General features: G+C 64.2%; 16 protein-coding genes and 1 pseudogene. 8 read left to right on the forward strand and 9 right to left on the reverse strand.

Annotated features, from left to right (window positions below; translation table 11 throughout):
* Positions 1–165 precede the first annotated feature (165 nt).
* Positions 166–1,611: a hypothetical protein gene (locus tag AC27VQ_RS09565; protein WP_488716098.1), complete on the forward strand. Its 1,446-nt coding sequence runs from the start codon at positions 166–168 to the stop codon at positions 1,609–1,611.
* Between the two features lie 3 nt (positions 1,612–1,614).
* On the opposite strand, the gene AC27VQ_RS09570 is transcribed toward AC27VQ_RS09565, so the two are convergent.
* Complete coding sequence (locus AC27VQ_RS09570) at positions 1,615–2,799, reverse strand: benzoate/H(+) symporter BenE family transporter (RefSeq protein WP_488716099.1); 1,185 nt, start codon at positions 2,797–2,799, stop codon at positions 1,615–1,617.
* 206 nt (positions 2,800–3,005) lie between these two features.
* Between AC27VQ_RS09570 and AC27VQ_RS09575 the strand changes: the two genes are divergently transcribed.
* The 3 genes from AC27VQ_RS09575 (at position 3,006) to AC27VQ_RS09585 (ending at position 6,234) form a co-directional block, all read left to right on the forward strand.
* The gene (locus tag AC27VQ_RS09575) at positions 3,006–3,965 is read left to right on the forward strand and encodes a helix-turn-helix domain-containing protein (RefSeq protein ID WP_488716100.1); all 960 of its coding nucleotides are present in this window, start codon (positions 3,006–3,008) and stop codon (positions 3,963–3,965) included.
* A 149-nt stretch (positions 3,966–4,114) separates the two neighbouring features.
* Positions 4,115–5,623 carry an aldehyde dehydrogenase gene (gene adh, locus AC27VQ_RS09580; RefSeq protein WP_488716101.1) on the forward strand — a complete coding sequence of 503 codons (1,509 nt, stop codon included), beginning with the start codon at positions 4,115–4,117 and terminating at the stop codon, positions 5,621–5,623.
* Between the two features lie 236 nt (positions 5,624–5,859).
* On the forward strand, positions 5,860–6,234 hold the full coding sequence (locus AC27VQ_RS09585; protein WP_488716102.1) for a DUF779 domain-containing protein: 375 nt from the start codon (positions 5,860–5,862) through the stop codon (positions 6,232–6,234).
* 360 nt (positions 6,235–6,594) lie between these two features.
* Here the strand turns inward: AC27VQ_RS09585 and AC27VQ_RS09590 are convergent.
* From AC27VQ_RS09590 to lgt, 7 genes and pseudogenes are all read right to left on the reverse strand, one after another.
* Positions 6,595–7,014, reverse strand: a pseudogene (locus AC27VQ_RS09590) (Kazal-type serine protease inhibitor family protein); the annotation flags it as partial.
* A 156-nt stretch (positions 7,015–7,170) separates the two neighbouring features.
* A complete protein-coding gene (locus tag AC27VQ_RS09595; RefSeq protein WP_257949004.1) occupies positions 7,171–8,103 on the reverse strand; it encodes a ribose-phosphate pyrophosphokinase in 933 nt (310 codons plus the stop codon).
* A 125-nt stretch (positions 8,104–8,228) separates the two neighbouring features.
* On the reverse strand, positions 8,229–8,981 hold the full coding sequence (locus AC27VQ_RS09600) for a hypothetical protein (protein ID WP_421592014.1): 753 nt from the start codon (positions 8,979–8,981) through the stop codon (positions 8,229–8,231).
* A gap of 126 nt (positions 8,982–9,107) precedes the next feature.
* Positions 9,108–10,259 carry a M24 family metallopeptidase gene (locus AC27VQ_RS09605; protein ID WP_313522817.1) on the reverse strand — a complete coding sequence of 384 codons (1,152 nt, stop codon included), beginning with the start codon at positions 10,257–10,259 and terminating at the stop codon, positions 9,108–9,110.
* A 33-nt stretch (positions 10,260–10,292) separates the two neighbouring features.
* Positions 10,293–11,084 (reverse strand): peptidoglycan editing factor PgeF, encoded by a 792-nt coding sequence (gene pgeF / locus AC27VQ_RS09610; RefSeq protein ID WP_488716103.1) that lies wholly within the window; start codon positions 11,082–11,084, stop codon positions 10,293–10,295.
* A gap of 99 nt (positions 11,085–11,183) precedes the next feature.
* Positions 11,184–12,284, reverse strand: a complete 1,101-nt coding sequence (locus tag AC27VQ_RS09615) for a class I SAM-dependent methyltransferase (protein WP_488716104.1) — start codon at positions 12,282–12,284, stop codon at positions 11,184–11,186.
* A 12-nt stretch (positions 12,285–12,296) separates the two neighbouring features.
* Positions 12,297–13,139, reverse strand: coding sequence for a prolipoprotein diacylglyceryl transferase (lgt, locus tag AC27VQ_RS09620; protein WP_488716105.1), 843 nt, complete (start codon positions 13,137–13,139; stop codon positions 12,297–12,299).
* A gap of 211 nt (positions 13,140–13,350) precedes the next feature.
* Between lgt and AC27VQ_RS09625 the strand changes: the two genes are divergently transcribed.
* From AC27VQ_RS09625 to AC27VQ_RS09640, 4 genes are all read left to right on the forward strand, one after another.
* The gene (locus tag AC27VQ_RS09625) at positions 13,351–13,608 is read left to right on the forward strand and encodes an accessory factor UbiK family protein (RefSeq protein WP_488716106.1); all 258 of its coding nucleotides are present in this window, start codon (positions 13,351–13,353) and stop codon (positions 13,606–13,608) included.
* 391 nt (positions 13,609–13,999) lie between these two features.
* The gene (locus AC27VQ_RS09630; RefSeq protein ID WP_117366737.1) at positions 14,000–14,500 is read left to right on the forward strand and encodes a type III secretion system chaperone family protein; all 501 of its coding nucleotides are present in this window, start codon (positions 14,000–14,002) and stop codon (positions 14,498–14,500) included.
* A gap of 2 nt (positions 14,501–14,502) precedes the next feature.
* A complete protein-coding gene (gene proC / locus AC27VQ_RS09635) occupies positions 14,503–15,321 on the forward strand; it encodes a pyrroline-5-carboxylate reductase (protein ID WP_488716107.1) in 819 nt (272 codons plus the stop codon).
* A 20-nt stretch (positions 15,322–15,341) separates the two neighbouring features.
* A complete protein-coding gene (locus AC27VQ_RS09640; RefSeq protein ID WP_117366733.1) occupies positions 15,342–15,683 on the forward strand; it encodes a tRNA-binding protein in 342 nt (113 codons plus the stop codon).
* Position 15,684: 1 nt separating this feature from the next.
* Here the strand turns inward: AC27VQ_RS09640 and AC27VQ_RS09645 are convergent, their stop codons facing one another.
* Entirely contained in the window at positions 15,685–16,269 is a 585-nt protein-coding gene (locus AC27VQ_RS09645) for a DUF1349 domain-containing protein (protein ID WP_488716108.1), read from the reverse strand.

Below are 16,269 nucleotides of genomic sequence, written 5' to 3' on the forward strand. Positions count from 1 at the left end.
TGAAAGCCTCATCCACGTTGCCTCCAAGGGTGTCTACGCGGACGGGGGCTCCATAACCAACAATGCCCGGAAATGCAAGGGCCGGGGGCCGGATTGACCCTGGATTGACATGCTTGCGCCGCGATTGGATGTTCGGTAGCGAACGCTTCGGTGAAGGAGAATAGAATGAGACGACAGATCCTGATGGCCTCGGCCGCTTTTGCGCTTGTTTCGGCAGGCCCCGCCCTGGCCCAGGAGATTTCGCCGACCGGCGCTGAAAGCCTCCAGCAGCGCCTGACGCACTACCTGCCGAAGGACATGGTCGATGCCGGCCTCCTCACGGTGAAGGCGGCGTCCTCCTTCTATGAGCTCCGCTTCAATCCGACCGTCCTCTTGGACAAGGCGAAGGAAGGCTCGGTGAAGGTCGAGGGCCTGAAGCCGATGACGGCCTATCTGCGGCCGCAGCCGGAAGGCACCTATCGATTCGAATCGAGCGACAGTTTCGATATCAAGGGCACGGTGCCGGGCCAGGGCTCGTTCACCTATCTCATCGACACGATGAAGATGGACGGGATCTACGATCCGGAAATCCTCTATTTCACCTCGGCGGACTGGTCGACGAAGCGCATCGCCTTTTCCAGCACCACGCAGCAGGAAAGCGTGACCGCAAGTTTTGGCGAATCGGCCATGCGCATCACCTCGGAAAAGAAGGCGCCGGGTACGATCGACATTTCGAGCACCGGCGTGATGAAAGCCTTTGCCGAGACGATCACCGGTGGTCCCTCGGGCCGTGTCGATATCGGTGCCGATACGCTCGACATCGATGTCAGCCTTGACGGTGCGCGCTACAAGATCTTCCAGGATCTCGTCTTCTTCGTGCTTGATAACATCAAGAAGGACCAGCTCGATGCGCAGGATGCCGCGAAGCTCAAGGAGTTGCTGCGCGCCTCGCTGCCGGTGTTCGACAATCTGACAGAGACGATCAAGGCCTCCAACGTGACTGTCGGCACCGACAAGGGTACGTTCGGCGCCGATGCCGTCACCTACAATATCGACATGAACGGCATCGGCCATTCGACGCGCGTGGGCTTCGGCTTCGGCGTGGAGCATCCCAAGCCGCCGGCCGGTATATTGCCGGCGGAATTTGCCGAGGCGCTGCCGGAGCGGGCGAATTTCAAGGTGGCGGTGGCCAATCTCGATCTTGCCGGCGCCGTGCATTACCTCATCGACCACGCCGACTTCACCAAGCCGGAGCCGCTGACGGAAGAGCAGAACAAGGAGATTGGCCGCATCGTCCTGCCGAACGGCGCAATGACCGTCGAATTCGAGGATGTCTCGGCCGCATCGCCGATCTATGACCTTCAGGTCTCCGGCAAGATGACGGTCTATCCCGACCAGCAGGACCGCCGCAGCGCCGATATCACGATCACCATGCGCGACTTCGACAAGACGATCACCTATCTCCAGAAGAACGCCGCGAAGGTGCCGCAGTTCGGCCAGGCCTCCTTTGGCCTGCTGATGATGAAGGGCCTTGCGCGCAAGGGCGGAGGTGATGCGCAGATCTGGGACCTGACGGTCGGCGAGGACGGCAAGGTGCTGATCAACGGCCAGCCGCTACCCTTCCAGCCGTAAATCCTATGCTTTGCGCTTGGCGGTGAAACGCGAAAGCGCCAGCATCAGGCCGCCTGCGAGCAGGCCCCAAAAGGCACCGGAAATGCCGGCAAAGGAGACGCCCGAGGCGGTGACGAGGAAGGTCACCGCAGCGGCCTCTCGTCCATCCACTTCCTTGAAGGCATTGAGCGCCGAATTGGCGAAGGCGCTGATCAGTGCGAGGCCGGCGACGGCCTGGATGAGGATGGGCGGGGCAAGGCTGACGAAGGCCGTCACCGCGCCCGCGGCAAGGCCGAAGATCACGTAGAAGATGCCGGCATTGATCGCCGCCCAATAGCGTTTTGCCGGATCGGGATGGGCATCGCTGCCGGCGCACATAGCGGCGGTGATGGCGGCCAGGTTCACCGCATGGCCGCCGAACGGCGCCGATAGCAGCGAGAACAGGCCGGTCGTGGCGAAGAGCGGGCCGGGATTGGGCTCGTAGTGATTGACCTTCATCACCGCGATGCCGGGAATGTTCTGTGAGGCCATGGTCACGATGAAGAGCGGCAGCGCGATGCTGACGAGGCCGGCGAAGGTGAAGGCGGGCGTGACGATCTCGGGCTTCGGCAGCAGGGTTTCGGCAAGTCCGGCAAAGGCGCCATCGGGAATATCGACGCCGAGAGCGAGCACGGCGACGAAGGCCGCAAGTGCTGCCGGCACGGCATAGAGCCGGTTGACGCTGCCGACGATCACCCAGGCGAGCACGATCGGCAGGCCGAGCCAGGGATTGAAGGCAATGGCCTTCACCGGCGCGAAACACAGGCCGATCAGCACGCCGGCCAGCATGGCATTGGCGAGCGCTGCGGGAATGGCGGCGACCATGCGGCCGAGCGGTTTCCAGAGGCCGGCGATGACGATCAGCACGGCACAGACGATGAACCCGCCGACCGCGGTGGCAAAACCACCCTCGACCGCGCCGGAGCTGGCAAGCAGCGCCGCACCCGGCGTCGACCAGGCGATGGAGACGGGCAGGCGGGTCGCGACGCTGAGCACGATGGCGCAGACGCCCATCGACACGGAAAGCGCCATCAGCCCGGAGGCGGCCTGCGCCTCCGTGGCGCCGACACCGGTCAGGCCGTGCAGCACGACGGCGAAGGAGCTGGCAAAACCGACGAAGGCGGTGAGCAGGCCCATGAACAGGGCTTGGGCGGAAAAGTCACGAAGCATGGCAAGATCGATCAAGGAAAGGGATGCGCAGTCGTAACAGGCGGCGCGGGGCTTGGAAACAGGCTTGTGACCAGACGCGCACCGCTTCCAGATGCACCCGATCTTGGACCATGGTCGCGCTGGACCTTGCTCCGCAAACGCGGTTATAGTGAGCGGCGTTATATTCTGACGCGACGATCGGTCGGAAGCTTTCGGGAGGAGAGCGGATGCCTCTGCGTTTCGATCACGCGGATCATGTGCACAGCGTGGCGGGTCATGCGTCCGCTGCGGCCAGTTCGCCTGTTGCCGCCTCCTGGCGGCGTTGCCTCACGCTGCATGGCCTGTCTCCGGAAGAAGCGCGCGCGCCCTGGCGGCTGAGCGAGGCGGAATTCCGCCATGCCCGCACGCGCTCCAGCGTTCTCGTCGAAGAAGCCTCGGGCGAGCTCGATCGCCTCTTCGCGACGGTCGGCAAGGCCGGCTGCTGCCTGCTGCTGACGGATGAAAACGGCATTGCGCTCGAGCGGCGCGGGGCGGCGGGCGATGACCGGGCGTTTCGCGGCGTGGGCCTGTGGTCCGGCACGGTCTGGAGCGAGGCGAGCGTCGGCACCAACGGCATCGGCACGGCGCTGGCCGACGAGCGGCCGGTTCTCATCCTGCGCGACCAGCATTTCCTGTCGCAGAACACCGGCCTGTCCTGCACCACGGCACCGATCCGCGACCATACCGGCCGCATCGCCGCGGCCATCGATATTTCCACCTGCCGCGACGATGCCAACGAGATGACGATGGCGATCCTCTCGCAGGCGATCCGCGATGCCGCCGCGCGCATCGAGGCGGGGCTCTTCCGCCGCGCCTTCTCCGCCGCCCGAATTCTGCTGGTGCCCGTCGAGGGCCGAGCGGCGCCGGCGCTGCTCGCTGTCGACCGCGACGATCTGGTTCTTGGCGCCACCCGCGCGGCGCGTCAGGTTCTCGGCCTTGATGACCGGCGCATCGCCACCGGTATTGCCGCGTCCGACCTGCTGCAGGAGAATCGGGCGGAGGAGGGGCGGGACCTCGACGATGCCGAGCGCGCAGCCCTTCGCCGTGTTCTGACGCGGGCCGGCGGCAATATCAGCCAGGCGGCGGACCTGCTCGGCATCAGCCGCGCGACGCTCTATCGCAAGATGAAGAAGCTTTCGATCAACTGATGCTGCGGCGCAGCACAGCCCGCGCCGCCGACCTGTCTCAAATCTGAAACAGTCGTCGCAACCATCGTCCCCGCCGCTCTACCGCAATCCACCGAAGCACGGCACCATTCTCCTCACGGCCCATCCGGGTCTCTTTTGGGAGGAATGACATGCTGCATCAGAAGATCGTCGAAAACCCGTACAAGGCAAAGTACGGCAACTTCATCGGTGGCGAATGGAAGGAGCCCGTCGCGGGTCGCTACTTCGATAACGTCACGCCGATCACCGGCGGCAAGCTCTGTGAAGTCGCCCGCTCCGACGCTGCGGATATCGAGCTTGCCCTCGACGCGGCCCACGCCGCCAAGGACAAGTGGGGCCGTACCTCGGCAACCGAGCGCTCCAACATCCTCATGAAGATCGCCCAGCGCATGGAGGACAATCTCGACCTTCTCGCCCGCGCCGAGACCTGGGACAACGGCAAGCCGCTGCGCGAAACGCTCGCCGCCGACATTCCGCTTGCCATCGACCATTTCCGCTACTTCGCCTCCTGCGTTCGTGCGCAGGAAGGCACGATCGGCGAGGTCGACCACAACACCATCGCCTATCATTTCCATGAGCCGCTCGGCGTCGTCGGCCAGATCATTCCGTGGAACTTCCCGATCCTGATGGCCACCTGGAAGCTCGCGCCCGCGCTCGCGGCTGGCAACTGCGTCGTACTGAAGCCGGCCGAACAGACGCCGTCCTCGATCCTCGTCTGGGCTGAACTCATCGGCGACCTCTTGCCGGCCGGCGTACTCAACATCGTCAACGGCTTCGGCCTGGAGGCCGGCAAGCCGCTCGCCTCCAATCCACGCATCGCCAAGATCGCCTTTACCGGCGAAACGACCACCGGCCGCCTGATCATGCAATATGCCAGCCAGAACCTCATTCCGGTCACGCTGGAACTCGGCGGCAAGTCGCCGAACATCTTCTTCGCCGATGTGATGAACGAGGATGACGACTATCTCGACAAGGCGCTTGAGGGGTTTGCGATGTTCGCGCTGAACCAGGGTGAGGTCTGCACCTGCCCGAGCCGCGCGCTGGTGCATGAGAAGATCTACGACCGCTTCATGGAAAAGGCCGTCAAGCGCGTGGAGAAGATCGTGCAGGGCAACCCGCTCGATACGGCGACGATGATCGGCGCGCAGGCCTCCTCCGAGCAGCTGGAGAAGATCCTGTCCTATATCGATATCGGCCGGCAGGAAGGTGCGGAAGTGCTGACCGGCGGCGGGCGCAACGATCTCGGTGGCGATCTCGCCGGGGGCTACTACGTCAAGCCGACGGTCTTCCGCGGCCACAACAAGATGCGCATCTTCCAGGAGGAGATTTTCGGGCCGGTCGTCTCGGTCACGACCTTCAAGGACGATGCGGAGGCGCTCGCCATCGCCAACGACACGCTTTACGGCCTCGGTGCGGGCGTGTGGAGCCGGGAGGCGAACCGCTGCTACCACTTCGGCCGCGACATCCAGGCCGGCCGTGTCTGGACCAACTGCTACCATGCCTATCCGGCGCATGCGGCCTTTGGCGGCTACAAGCAGTCGGGTATCGGCCGCGAGACGCACAAGATGATGCTCGACCATTACCAGCAGACCAAGAACATGCTGGTCAGCTACTCTCCCAAGGCGCTCGGTTTCTTCTGAGCGACCGCCGCTTTCTCCCGCTCCCCCGCGGAGAAGGCGAACGAAGGGCAGGGCCACCCCCATCATCGGCTGCTGCCCGTTCCCTCTCCCCACCTGCCCGGGGAGAGGGACACCGCATTCTGGAGCATTTCCGGTGAACTCTGGTTCGCCGAAAATGCTCTAGGTTTTTGTGTTTGGCGCATTATCCGACGCCGAAGCGATCTCGCTTCGGCTGGAAATGCTCTAGGAGAGCCGCAATGTTCGATATCCCGACCGAGCCGCGCGTGGTGGCGACCGACGCGGCCCTTGATTTCATCCGGGAGATCCAGGCGGATCATCCCGAAATCCTGTTCCACCAGTCGGGCGGCTGCTGCGATGGGTCCTCGCCGATGTGTTACCCGGCGGACGATTATATCGTCGGCGATCGCGATGTGAAGCTCGGCGAGATCGGCGGCGTGCCCGTCTATATCAGCGAGAGCCAGTTCGGCGTGTGGCAACACACGCAGCTGATCATCGACGTCGTGCCCGGCCGTGGCGGCATGTTCTCGCTCGACAATGGGCGGGAGAAGCGTTTCCTCACCCGGTCGCGGATTTTCGGCGATGACGAGGCCTGTCCGCTGCCGCAGCGTTGAACCGCGCCGTATATGAAAAAGCCCGCCATGCGAATGGCGGGCTTTTCTATTCCGGGAGCTGATGTCTCACTTTACCGCGCAGGCCGGATCGCGTTTTGCACGGCGCTTGTCCGCGCAGCGTGGATCCTCGCGCTCTTCGCGGCCGGAGCGATCCGCCCGCGTCCCGCTGTCGTCGAGACCGAGCTTGATGTCCGCATCCTGACGCCTGTTGTCGACACGCTCGCGATCGGCGTTTTTGCGGTCGCGGTTCTTCTCCCGCTTGCGATCACGCGCCGAGCGATCGTCGCGATCCTGGCTCTGGTCTTCCCAGCCGACCGACACACGATCGCGCGGACGCTCGCGCTTGTCTTCCCAGCTCGTGTCCGGGCGGCGGGATTGGCATTCGCCGCGGCCGATCACGTCGTAACCGCTGGAACGTGCCTCGCAGGCATTTGCGAAGGTCTGGCGGTCACGGCCGCGCGAGCCGCAGACCGGCGCATATTCCCGTGTGCAGGCACGGCCTTCGTCGGGGCGCGGATCGGGGCGGCCGTCGAAGCGGCATTCGCCGCGGCCGACGATGCGATAGCCGTTCGAGCGCGCTTCGCAGGCATTGGGGAAGGTCTGGATTTCGCCGCCGCGCGTGCCGCAGACAGGCATGTATTCCATAGTGCAGGCCTGCGGACGGGGACGGTAATCCGGCCGGCCCTCATCGACCTCGACCTGGCAGGCGGCAAGCGTGCCCGCAGCAAGAAGGATGGCGGCGCGGGCCGCCAGGCGGCTGAAGAAAGATAGTGATATCATAGGATTCCTCCTCGCGAATCTGAGCAGACCCTAACGCAAATTTGATCGGCCCGATATCGGCCGTGAACAAAAAAGCAGGGCGTGGTTGCGGTATGAAAAAGCCTGCGCAACCGAAGCGGGCGCGCAGGCTTTGAAAACGGTAAAACCGTGGTTTCGTCAGTCGAAGAGGCTCGAGACCGACTCTTCCGCGCTCGTGCGGTTGATCGCCTCGCCAAGCAGGTTGGCGGTCGATATGACGCGGATATTGTGCGCCGACTGGACGGCCGTCGTCGGCTGGATCGAGTCGGTGATCACAAGCTCCTTGAGCTTCGACGAGGTGACGCGGGCCACAGCACCACCGGAGAGCACGCCATGCGTGATATAGGCGGTGACGCTGGTCGCGCCCTTGTTCAGAAGTGCCTCGGCAGCGTTGCAGAGCGTGCCGCCGGAATCGACGATATCGTCGATCAGCAGACAGTCCTTGCCGGTCACGTCGCCGATGACGTTCATGACCTCGGACTCACCGGCGCGCTCGCGGCGCTTGTCGACGATCGCCAGCTGGCAATCGAGGCGCTTGGCGAGCGCACGGGCGCGCACCACGCCGCCGACGTCGGGCGAGACGACCATGACGTTCTGGAGATTGTAGTTTTCCTTCACGTCGCGCGCCAGGATCGGCACGGCGTAGAGGTTGTCGGTCGGGATATCGAAGAAGCCCTGGATCTGGCCGGCATGCAGGTCGAGCGTCATGACGCGATTGGCGCCGGCCTCGGTGATGAGGTTAGCGACGAGCTTTGCCGAGATCGGCGTGCGCGGAGCGGACCTGCGGTCCTGGCGGGCATAGCCGAAATAGGGGATCACGGCGGTGATGCGGCGCGCCGAGGAGCGGCGCATGGCATCGATCATGATCAGCATTTCCATCAGGTGGTCGTTGGTCGGGAACGATGTCGACTGGACGATGAAGACGTCCTCGCCGCGCACGTTCTCCTGGATCTCAACGAAGATTTCCTGGTCTGCAAAGCGTCGGACCGTGGCACGGCCGAGCGGAACATTCAGATAGTTGCAGATCGCTTCGGCCAGAAGCCGGTTCGAATTGCCCGCGAAAACCTTCATCTATGGTCCGCCTGTTATTCTGCTGATGGGGGGCGTTTAAGGGGCTGGCCCCTCGAATGCAAGGGGCTTGCCCCGATCACTAAGCGAATCTTCGCATTTCGCTGTGATTTACCGTTTCGAGCCTGTTAACCGGGTGCGGAACCGCGCCAATCGAGGTATTCGCGGATGGTCTTCTGCGCGATGCCTTCCATCGTGCGGGCGGGAACCGCCGACCAAGGATCGGAGGCCGTGCCGGATACGGTTTCCTGGCCCTGGATGCGGTGCAGCCGCGCGCCGCTGCCGTCCAATACGTCCCAGACATAGACGACTGTCGTGCCGCCATTGTCTTTCATGGCCGAGAAATAGCCCTTCAGGATGTATTTGCTGGAATTGTCGGACGCGCTGCGGATGGTCAGGCCGTTGGAGCGGGCTTCGGCTCCGAGGCGCTTGGAGAGCGGCGTCACGGCCTCGACCGGCGCGCCGATGATCGGCAGGAAGCGGATCGTCTCGCCGGATTTCTGGGGCGTCGCGACGGCGATCTCTTCCGCGCCGCCGGAGGTTTCCGCCGCCAGCGAGCGCTGGGCGGTCTCACGGGCGAGCGCCGTGTCGGATGTCGTGCGGCTGCCGGTCGTGTTGCGCGTCAAGGCATCGGCCTGGCCCTGCAGCGTGCCGGCGGTGTCGCGACCGCTCGTCGTGCCGGTTTCGGCCGGCGTGGTGAAGGCGGTCTGCTGCGTCGTGGTGGTAACGGGCGTGGTCTGGGCGCTCATCTGGTCGAGGTCGCGCTGGGTTACGGGCGAAGAATTCAGGCCGCCGCCGACATCGACCTGCGGCGTCAGCGCATCCGTGCTGTTGCAGCCGGAAAGGGTCGCGATGAGGCCGATCACTGCCAGCCGCTTCATCAGCTCGTGCATCCTTGTCGTCCATATCCTGCGGAGGGCTTTTGCCCTTCCGTTCCCCGCAATGATTTATGGGTGGCCCTCAAAGTCCTGTCAATTACAGGATCTCGCGAGCCTGGGATAACGCAATTAGACCTCGATGAAATCGAGACCATAGCGGGAAAGCGGTTTGGGCGTGTCTGTCGTCGTCAGGTAGGTCTGGCCGAGCGTCATGGCGGTGCCGCTGTCGGAATCGAGCAGGATCGTGTGCACGAAGACCGACATGTTCGGCTCGATCTCCTGCGGATTGCCGGCATGGAACATCTGATGCTCCATCCAGGAGGGGGCAAAGCGCGCGCCGACGGAATAGCCGCAGGAGTTCAGCCGGTGGCGGGCAAGGCCGCGCTCGTCGAGGATGCGGGCATGGGTCTCGAAGACGGTGCCGAACGTATTGCCGGGGCGCAGCACCATTTCCATCGCCTGGATGGTCTCTCGGCAGGCGCTGTAAAGTTCCCGGTGGCGGGCGGTCGGTGTACCGATCACTGCGGTGCGCATCATCGGCGCGTGATAACGCGCGCTGACGCCCGCCCATTGCAGGCTGAGCTGGTCCTGGGCTTCCAGCCGGCGGCGGCCGGATTTCGAACGTACGAGCAGGGCATCGTCGCCCGAGCCGATGACGAATTCGTTGGCGGCATAATCGCCGCCGCCCGAGAGCACAGCGTTTTGCAGGGCGGCGAGGATGGCTGCCTCGTCACCGCCGGCCTTGATGAGCGGGAGCGCCGCATCCAGCGCCTCGTCCGAAAGGACCGCGGCGCGCTCGACATAGGCGATCTCGGCCGGGCTCTTGATCAGGCGCAGGCGGCTGACGATCGCGGAGGCGTCGACGAGCTGGCCGAAACTCTGGAGCTGGTTGTCGAGCAGGCGCGCATTGCGGCCGGTCAGGCCATGTGTGTCGTATTCCACGCCGATGCGGCAGCCGAGCAGGTCGAGATCGGAGAGCAGGTTCTTCAGATCCATTGACGGGTCGGCGTTGACCCGGTCGATCCAGACCTCGATCTTCTCGATGGTCGAGGTGCGGCGTGCCTGGCGCAGGTCGGCCGAGCGGGTGAGCAGCACCATCTCGCCGCTCGCCTTCACGACGAGCGTCTGGAAGAAGCAATAGCCGAACGTGTCGTAGCCCGTCAGCCAGTACATGCTCTCCTGCGCGAAGAGCAGCATGGCATCGAGCTTTTCCTCCCGCATCCGGGAGGTGAGGCGCTGGAGCCGGTTGGCGTATTCCTCGCTGTCGAAGTGAAGTGCCATGGGTGTCTCCCTCGTCCGTTTGTTATGGGGGCGTCAGGCCTTGACCATGATCGCCGAAATCTGGCGGCCGTAATCCGGCTCCTGCCGGTGCGTGGTGCGCCGGTAGGAGAAGAAGCGATCCTCGTCGGGATAGGTGCAGATGTCGAGATTTTCAGCCGTCACGCCGGCATCGGTCAGGCGCTGCGTCGTCAGGCCCGGCAGGTCGAACATCGCGTGGCCGTCCTTGCCCGAGGGCGTGAAATAGCGCTGATAGGCCTTATCGACGGCGAGGAAGCGCTCGACGAATTCCGGGCCGACCTCGTAGTTGCGCCGGCTGATCGACGGACCGAGGCTGGCGACGATATTCTCGCGTTTCGCGCCGAGCTTTTCCATGGCGGCGATGGTGTTTTCCAGCACGCCGTAGAGCGCACCCTTCCAGCCGGCATGGGCGGCCCCGACGATGCGCGCCTCGGGATCGCAGAACAGGATCGGGCCGCAATCGGCGGCCAGCACGCCGAGGACCACGCCGGGCGTGGCGCTGACCAGCGCATCGGCCTGCGGCCGCGCGCCGTCGTAGCTTTCGTCAACCACGACGACATCGGGCGAATGGATCTGGTGCACGGTCGCGAGCTTTTCCGGTGCGGCGGAAAACCAGCGGGCGACGCGGGCGCGATTCTCGTGCACGTTGTCGCGCTCGTCCTTCGAGCCGAGGCCGACATTCAGGCCGCGATAGATGCCGTCTGAAACGCCGCCGGCACGCGTGAAGAAGCCGTGCTGGGCGGCTTTTCCGGCGCGTTCGGCCAGAAGCGGGCTTTCGATCGGGGAGGGGAGCGTCTGGTCCTTCATGGTCTCTCGGCTGGGCTTTGGAGGGGCCGCCAGGCAGGAACGCGACCGGGCATGCGGGGTACAAATCGGGCCGGATGTTGTCCGGCCTTTTCCGGCGTGTCAATCCGGCTGACGGAAGGGGAAGAGGGCGAGCGGGGCGCTGCCGACGGCCAGAACCTTGAAAAGATCGCCCATTTTCCCGGCGCCGGAGCCGGCGAGCCGGTCGACATCGGCAAGGATGGATTGCTGCGTCTCAGCGTCGCGGTGGCGGCCGAGCGCGGACGCCCTTTCGCCGATGCCCAGCCCGACGAGGAAATCGCCCTGGTGCAGCATGCCGTGCACATGCAGGCCGGCGCCTGCGGCCGCACCGGCCAGCCGCTCGAAATCGACATGGCTCGTCAGGTCCGCCTCGCCGGGATGGGCGAGTGGCGGGTCGAAATCGTGTTTGAGCACCGCCTGCAGCGTATCGCCGAAACCGGTGACGAAATGGCCGTAATCGATGATGACGGCCGAGCCGCCGAAGCGGGCGATGCGCTCGCCGATCGCGGTCATGACGGCCTCGCGTGCCGGCGCGATCTCGAAAATCGTGCCGTTCGGAACGCTCTTGTGATGCTCCGGCAGCACGGCGGGATCGAGCGTTGCCACACCGGCGGCAAAGGTCAGCTCGTCCTCGGCATCCAGGCCGATGAGCCGCTCACGGAAGCCCGAGGATGTCTTGATGAACTGGCGGATCGGAATGGCGTCGAACAGTTCGTTGGCGGCGAGCAGCACGAAGCCGTCGGGCAGTTCCTCGAAACTGTCGTGCCAGGTGACGCGGGCTGCCTGCGTGCCGAGCGTTTCATGCTGGACGGCGCGCAGCTTCGGGCTGGTCTCGATCAGGTGGAAGGTCGCGTTCTCATAGAGCTGCGGGGCGAGCTTGTGCACGACGCGCAGCATGTCGGCCATCATCGTGCCGCGGCCGGGGCCGATCTCGGCGATGCGCACGGTCTCCGGCCCGCCATGCTTCTGCCAGGCGTGCACGAGGAAGATGCCGAGCATCTCGCCGAAGAGCTGGCTGACCTCGGGTGCCGTGACGAAATCGCCGGCACTGCCGAAGGGGTCTCGGGTGCGGTAGTAGCCGTATTCGGGATCGGCGAGGCAGAGCGCGAAATAATCGGTGACGCTGATCGGGCCATTGGTGCGGATCAGCGCCTTGATCTTCTGGGCGAGGGGTGTCGTCATGGCGGGGTCCGCTCAGGCGCTGGCCGGGTGGGCCGCACGGGCGCGGAAAATCGCCCAGAGACCGACAAGCAACATCGGCAGCGAGAGCAGCATGCCCATGGTCAGCCAGCCGCCGAAGAGATAGCCGAGCTGCGGATCGGGCTCGCGGAAGAACTCGACAGTAATGCGCGACAGCGCGTAGCCGGCGACGAAAAGGCCGGTTACGAGGCCGGGACGCTTCAATGCGCCGAAGCGGTAGATGGCGACGGCGAGCACGGCGAGCAGCGCGATGCCTTCGAGGCCCGCTTCATAGAGCTGGCTCGGATGGCGCGCGAAGGGGCCGGCTTCCGGGAAGATCACCGCCCAGGGCGCATCCGACAGGCGGCCCCAGAGCTCGCCGTTGACGAAATTGGCGATGCGGCCGAAGAACAGGCCGATCGGCACGACGGCCGCGACGATGTCGAACAGGCTCCAGATCGCGATGTTGTTGCGGCGGGCAAACAGGATCATGGCGAGCGTGGTGCCGGCAAAGCCGCCATGGAACGACATGCCGCCGTTCCAGACCTGGATGGCGCGCAGCGGATCGGCCGCGACGTTCGGGAAATCGTAGAACAGGATATAGCCGATGCGGCCGCCGAGAATGATGCCGACGGCGGCCCAGACGAGGAAGTCGTCGAGCTGCACGCGGGTCGCTGGCGCTTGCCCGGCCCACAGCCGCGGCGTCTCGATCAGCCGGCGGGCATAGAACCAGCCGAGCAGGATGCCCACGACATAGGCGATGCCGTACCAGTGCACGGCGACCGGGCCGATCGAGAAGGCGATCGGATCGATCTCCGGGTAGGGCATGATGGCGAAGAGGTTTGCAATAGTCGTCAAGGCTTATGTCTTCCGGTTTCGCGGGGGAAGATGGCGACGCGGCATGGCAGGGTCAAGGCGATAAATCGTGATACACGGGCCTCGGCCGGCCGGAACGGGCGGCGATCCACCGGAATCCGCTTGCAAGGCGCCGTGTCAGACCCTACCTCAAGGACAGAGCGCGGGCACCGACAGCCCGCTGGACATTTGATCCCTGAAGGGAGGACAGACCATGACGACCGGTGCCAATCGCATTCTCGACGACTTCGCCAAGCTGATGACCGACGCCGCTGGCGCTGCGCAAGGCGTGCGCAAGGAGGCCGAGACGGTGTTCCGCGCCCAGGCCGAGCGCTTCATAAACGGCATGGACCTCGTCAAGCGCGAGGAATTCGAAGCGGTGCGCGAAATGGCGATCAAGGCGCGCGACGAAAACGACGCGCTCCTGAAGCGTATCGAAGCGCTGGAAGCTCGTCTCACCACGGGCAAATGACCCGTTTCAAGACAGCTTTGAACCATCGGGACTCGGTTGGCGTGATTCACCCCGCGCCAACCGTTTTTTTTTAATAAAAATTTTACCCCTGTGGACACTCCCGAAAAGCTCTTTCGGCAGAGTCTCTTAAGCCTTGGTCCTGAATCTTTTTGACAGGCTCTGTCCACAACCGGGCGGAGAAAATGGCAGGCCGGGGGCTGGCGTCGTGACTCTGCCGTTATACACTGATTTTAAATGATGATTCGAGACGGGCAGCGCAAGCTTCGGGCAGGGTAAGTCGTCCAGACTGCGCAAAGTGCCGAGCAATCATTCAGTGTTGTATCCGGAGTATGGTTTGCTTGCATCGCGTGTGAACGCGATGACGCATGCCTGCCGGCCTTGAAGGTGATGCATGAGCCTTATGGAATTGGATATCGGGCGTCAGTCCAACCCGGTCGACATGATCGAGTTCGTCGCGGCCAACAATGACTGGTCGTTCGAGCGTTCGGGCGAAGACGAAATCGCCATGACCGTCGAGGGCAAGTGGACGGACTACCACGTCTCCTTCTCCTGGATGGAAGAATTCGAGGCGTTGCATCTGGCCTGTGCCTTCGACATCAAGGTTCCCGAAAGCCGTGTTACCGAAGTGCATTGCCTGCTGTCGCATGTGAACGGCCAGGTGCTCATGGGGCATTTCGACCTGTGGCGCCGCGAGGATGTCGTGATCTTCCGCCAGTCGCTGCTGCTTGCCGGGGGCGCCGAGCCTACCAACCGTCAGGTCGAAGTGCTGCTGTCCAGCGCACTCGAATCCTGCGAGGCCTATTTCCAGGCCTTCCAGTTCGTCGTCTGGTCCGGTATGGACGCCCAGTCCGCCGTGGATGCGGTGCTCTTCGAAACGGTTGGAGAAGCCTGAGAATGACGGTTGCTGTTTCGGGTCCCATCGTTCTCATCGGCGCCGGCAATATGGGCGGCGCCATGCTGGCGGGCTGGTTGAAGAGCGGCATTGCCGGCTCTTCCGTCCTCGTCATCGATCCCGGCCCGTCGCCGGCGATGGCCAAGCTGATCGCCGACAACGGTGCGCGCCACGAGACGGCCGCGCCCGAGGGTGTGAATGCCGGGGTGATCTTCGTCGCCGTCAAGCCGCAGGTGATCGATCAGGTCCTGCCGCCGCTGAAGGGTCTCGTCGGGCCGGAGACGGTCGTCGTCTCGGTTGCCGCCGGCAAGACCATCGCCAATCTCGAAAGCCATCTCGGCGAGGCCGCCACCGTGCGCGCCATGCCTAACACGCCGGCGATGATCGGCCGTGGCGTCACCGGTGCTTTCGCCAATGCGCGCGTCACCGCCGCACAGCGCGATGTCGTGCATTCCCTGCTCAAGGTCAGCGGTCCCGTCGAATGGGTCGCGACCGAGGGCGATATTGACGCCGTCACGGCGGTGTCGGGCAGCGGCCCGGCTTATGTCTTCTATCTCGTAGAGTGCATGGCGGAGGCAGGCCGCAAAGCGGGCCTGCCGGCGGACCTCGCCATGCGACTCGCACGGGAAACCGTCGCGGGGGCTGGTGAACTGCTTCACCAGTCCCCCGACGACGCCAGCCGCCTGCGCCAGAACGTGACCTCGCCCGGCGGGACCACCGCCGCCGCTCTCGCGGTGCTGATGGCCGAGGACGGCATGCAGCCGCTCTTCGACAAGGCGATCGCCGCTGCCCGCACGCGGGCCGAAGAACTGGCGGGCTGATCGGCTTACTAGGAAACTCCATGACCGAGACCATCACCTATCCGGATTTCGAGCGGGTCGACATCCGTGTCGGCACGATTATCGAGGCGTTGCCCTTTCCGGAAGCCCGCAAGCCGGCCTACAAGCTGACGATCGATTTCGGCCCCGAGATCGGCACCAAGAAGTCCTCGGCGCAGATCACCGTGCATTACACGCTGGAAGAGCTTGTCGGCCGCCAGGTGCTGGCCGTCGTCAACTTTCCGCCGCGCCAGATCGGCCCGGTGCGTTCGGAAGTGTTGACGCTCGGCTTCGAGGATGAAACCGGCGCCATCGTGCTCGCCGGTGTCGGCCAGCCGGTGCCGAACGGCAAGAAGATGTGCTGAGTTAGTGGATTTCCCGTGACAGCGGCGGCCCAAGGCGGAAGTCGGTAAACTCCGCCTGAAAGCCTTCGCGCTGCGGCGAGCAGGCCATCACGCCGACCGACAAATCCGAAAATTCCGGCGGGAAATAGGCGAGGCGCGCCATGCGCCAGTCCGTCATCGCGTCCGTTCGATACTGGATGAACAACGCGTCGCCATTGCGTGTGACGCGCACCGAGATCAGATCGAAATCATGCTCGATGCGGAAGGCCGACCAATCGGAATGGCCGCGCGTGACCACGACGCTGAAATGCTTGGCGCCATCGGTAAATTCGATGCCGCATTTCATCCAGCAGGTCTCGTCCTTGCGGACCATCAGGCCGGCCTGGTCGTAGAGCGTTTCGTAGGCGCCGCGAAAGGTCGTCTCCAGCGTGAAGTCGCCCGTCCAAGTTCGATTTAGGAAGTGGCCGTTATCAGGCTGGAAGCCGTAATAGGTGCGCTGCCAGAAGTCGCTCTTGAGCGCGGTTTTCACATGCAGATGACCATCCCGCAGTTCGCTGGCGAGCGGCGGGTTGAGCCAGGTCAGGTCGTCGAGGCTGAAAGTGCTCAT

The organism is Shinella sp. 20P9.1.1, from assembly GCF_057798995.1.

What these genes read in the sequence shown, in the direction of transcription:
- AC27VQ_RS09565 (WP_488716098.1), top strand. Translation starts at nt 166, where the DNA reads ATGAGACGACAGATCCTGATGGCCTCGGCCGCTTTTGCGCTTGTTTCG.
- AC27VQ_RS09570 (WP_488716099.1), bottom strand. Translation starts at nt 2,799, where the DNA reads ATGCTTCGTGACTTTTCCGCCCAAGCCCTGTTCATGGGCCTGCTCACC.
- AC27VQ_RS09575 (WP_488716100.1), top strand. Translation starts at nt 3,006, where the DNA reads ATGCCTCTGCGTTTCGATCACGCGGATCATGTGCACAGCGTGGCGGGT.
- adh (WP_488716101.1), top strand. Translation starts at nt 4,115, where the DNA reads ATGCTGCATCAGAAGATCGTCGAAAACCCGTACAAGGCAAAGTACGGC.
- AC27VQ_RS09585 (WP_488716102.1), top strand. Translation starts at nt 5,860, where the DNA reads ATGTTCGATATCCCGACCGAGCCGCGCGTGGTGGCGACCGACGCGGCC.
- AC27VQ_RS09595 (WP_257949004.1), bottom strand. Translation starts at nt 8,103, where the DNA reads ATGAAGGTTTTCGCGGGCAATTCGAACCGGCTTCTGGCCGAAGCGATC.
- AC27VQ_RS09600 (WP_421592014.1), bottom strand. Translation starts at nt 8,981, where the DNA reads ATGAAGCGGCTGGCAGTGATCGGCCTCATCGCGACCCTTTCCGGCTGC.
- AC27VQ_RS09605 (WP_313522817.1), bottom strand. Translation starts at nt 10,259, where the DNA reads ATGGCACTTCACTTCGACAGCGAGGAATACGCCAACCGGCTCCAGCGC.
- pgeF (WP_488716103.1), bottom strand. Translation starts at nt 11,084, where the DNA reads ATGAAGGACCAGACGCTCCCCTCCCCGATCGAAAGCCCGCTTCTGGCC.
- AC27VQ_RS09615 (WP_488716104.1), bottom strand. Translation starts at nt 12,284, where the DNA reads ATGACGACACCCCTCGCCCAGAAGATCAAGGCGCTGATCCGCACCAAT.
- AC27VQ_RS09625 (WP_488716106.1), top strand. Translation starts at nt 13,351, where the DNA reads ATGACGACCGGTGCCAATCGCATTCTCGACGACTTCGCCAAGCTGATG.
- AC27VQ_RS09630 (WP_117366737.1), top strand. Translation starts at nt 14,000, where the DNA reads ATGAGCCTTATGGAATTGGATATCGGGCGTCAGTCCAACCCGGTCGAC.
- proC (WP_488716107.1), top strand. Translation starts at nt 14,503, where the DNA reads ATGACGGTTGCTGTTTCGGGTCCCATCGTTCTCATCGGCGCCGGCAAT.
- AC27VQ_RS09640 (WP_117366733.1), top strand. Translation starts at nt 15,342, where the DNA reads ATGACCGAGACCATCACCTATCCGGATTTCGAGCGGGTCGACATCCGT.
- AC27VQ_RS09645 (WP_488716108.1), bottom strand. Translation starts at nt 16,269, where the DNA reads ATGAGCACTTTCAGCCTCGACGACCTGACCTGGCTCAACCCGCCGCTC.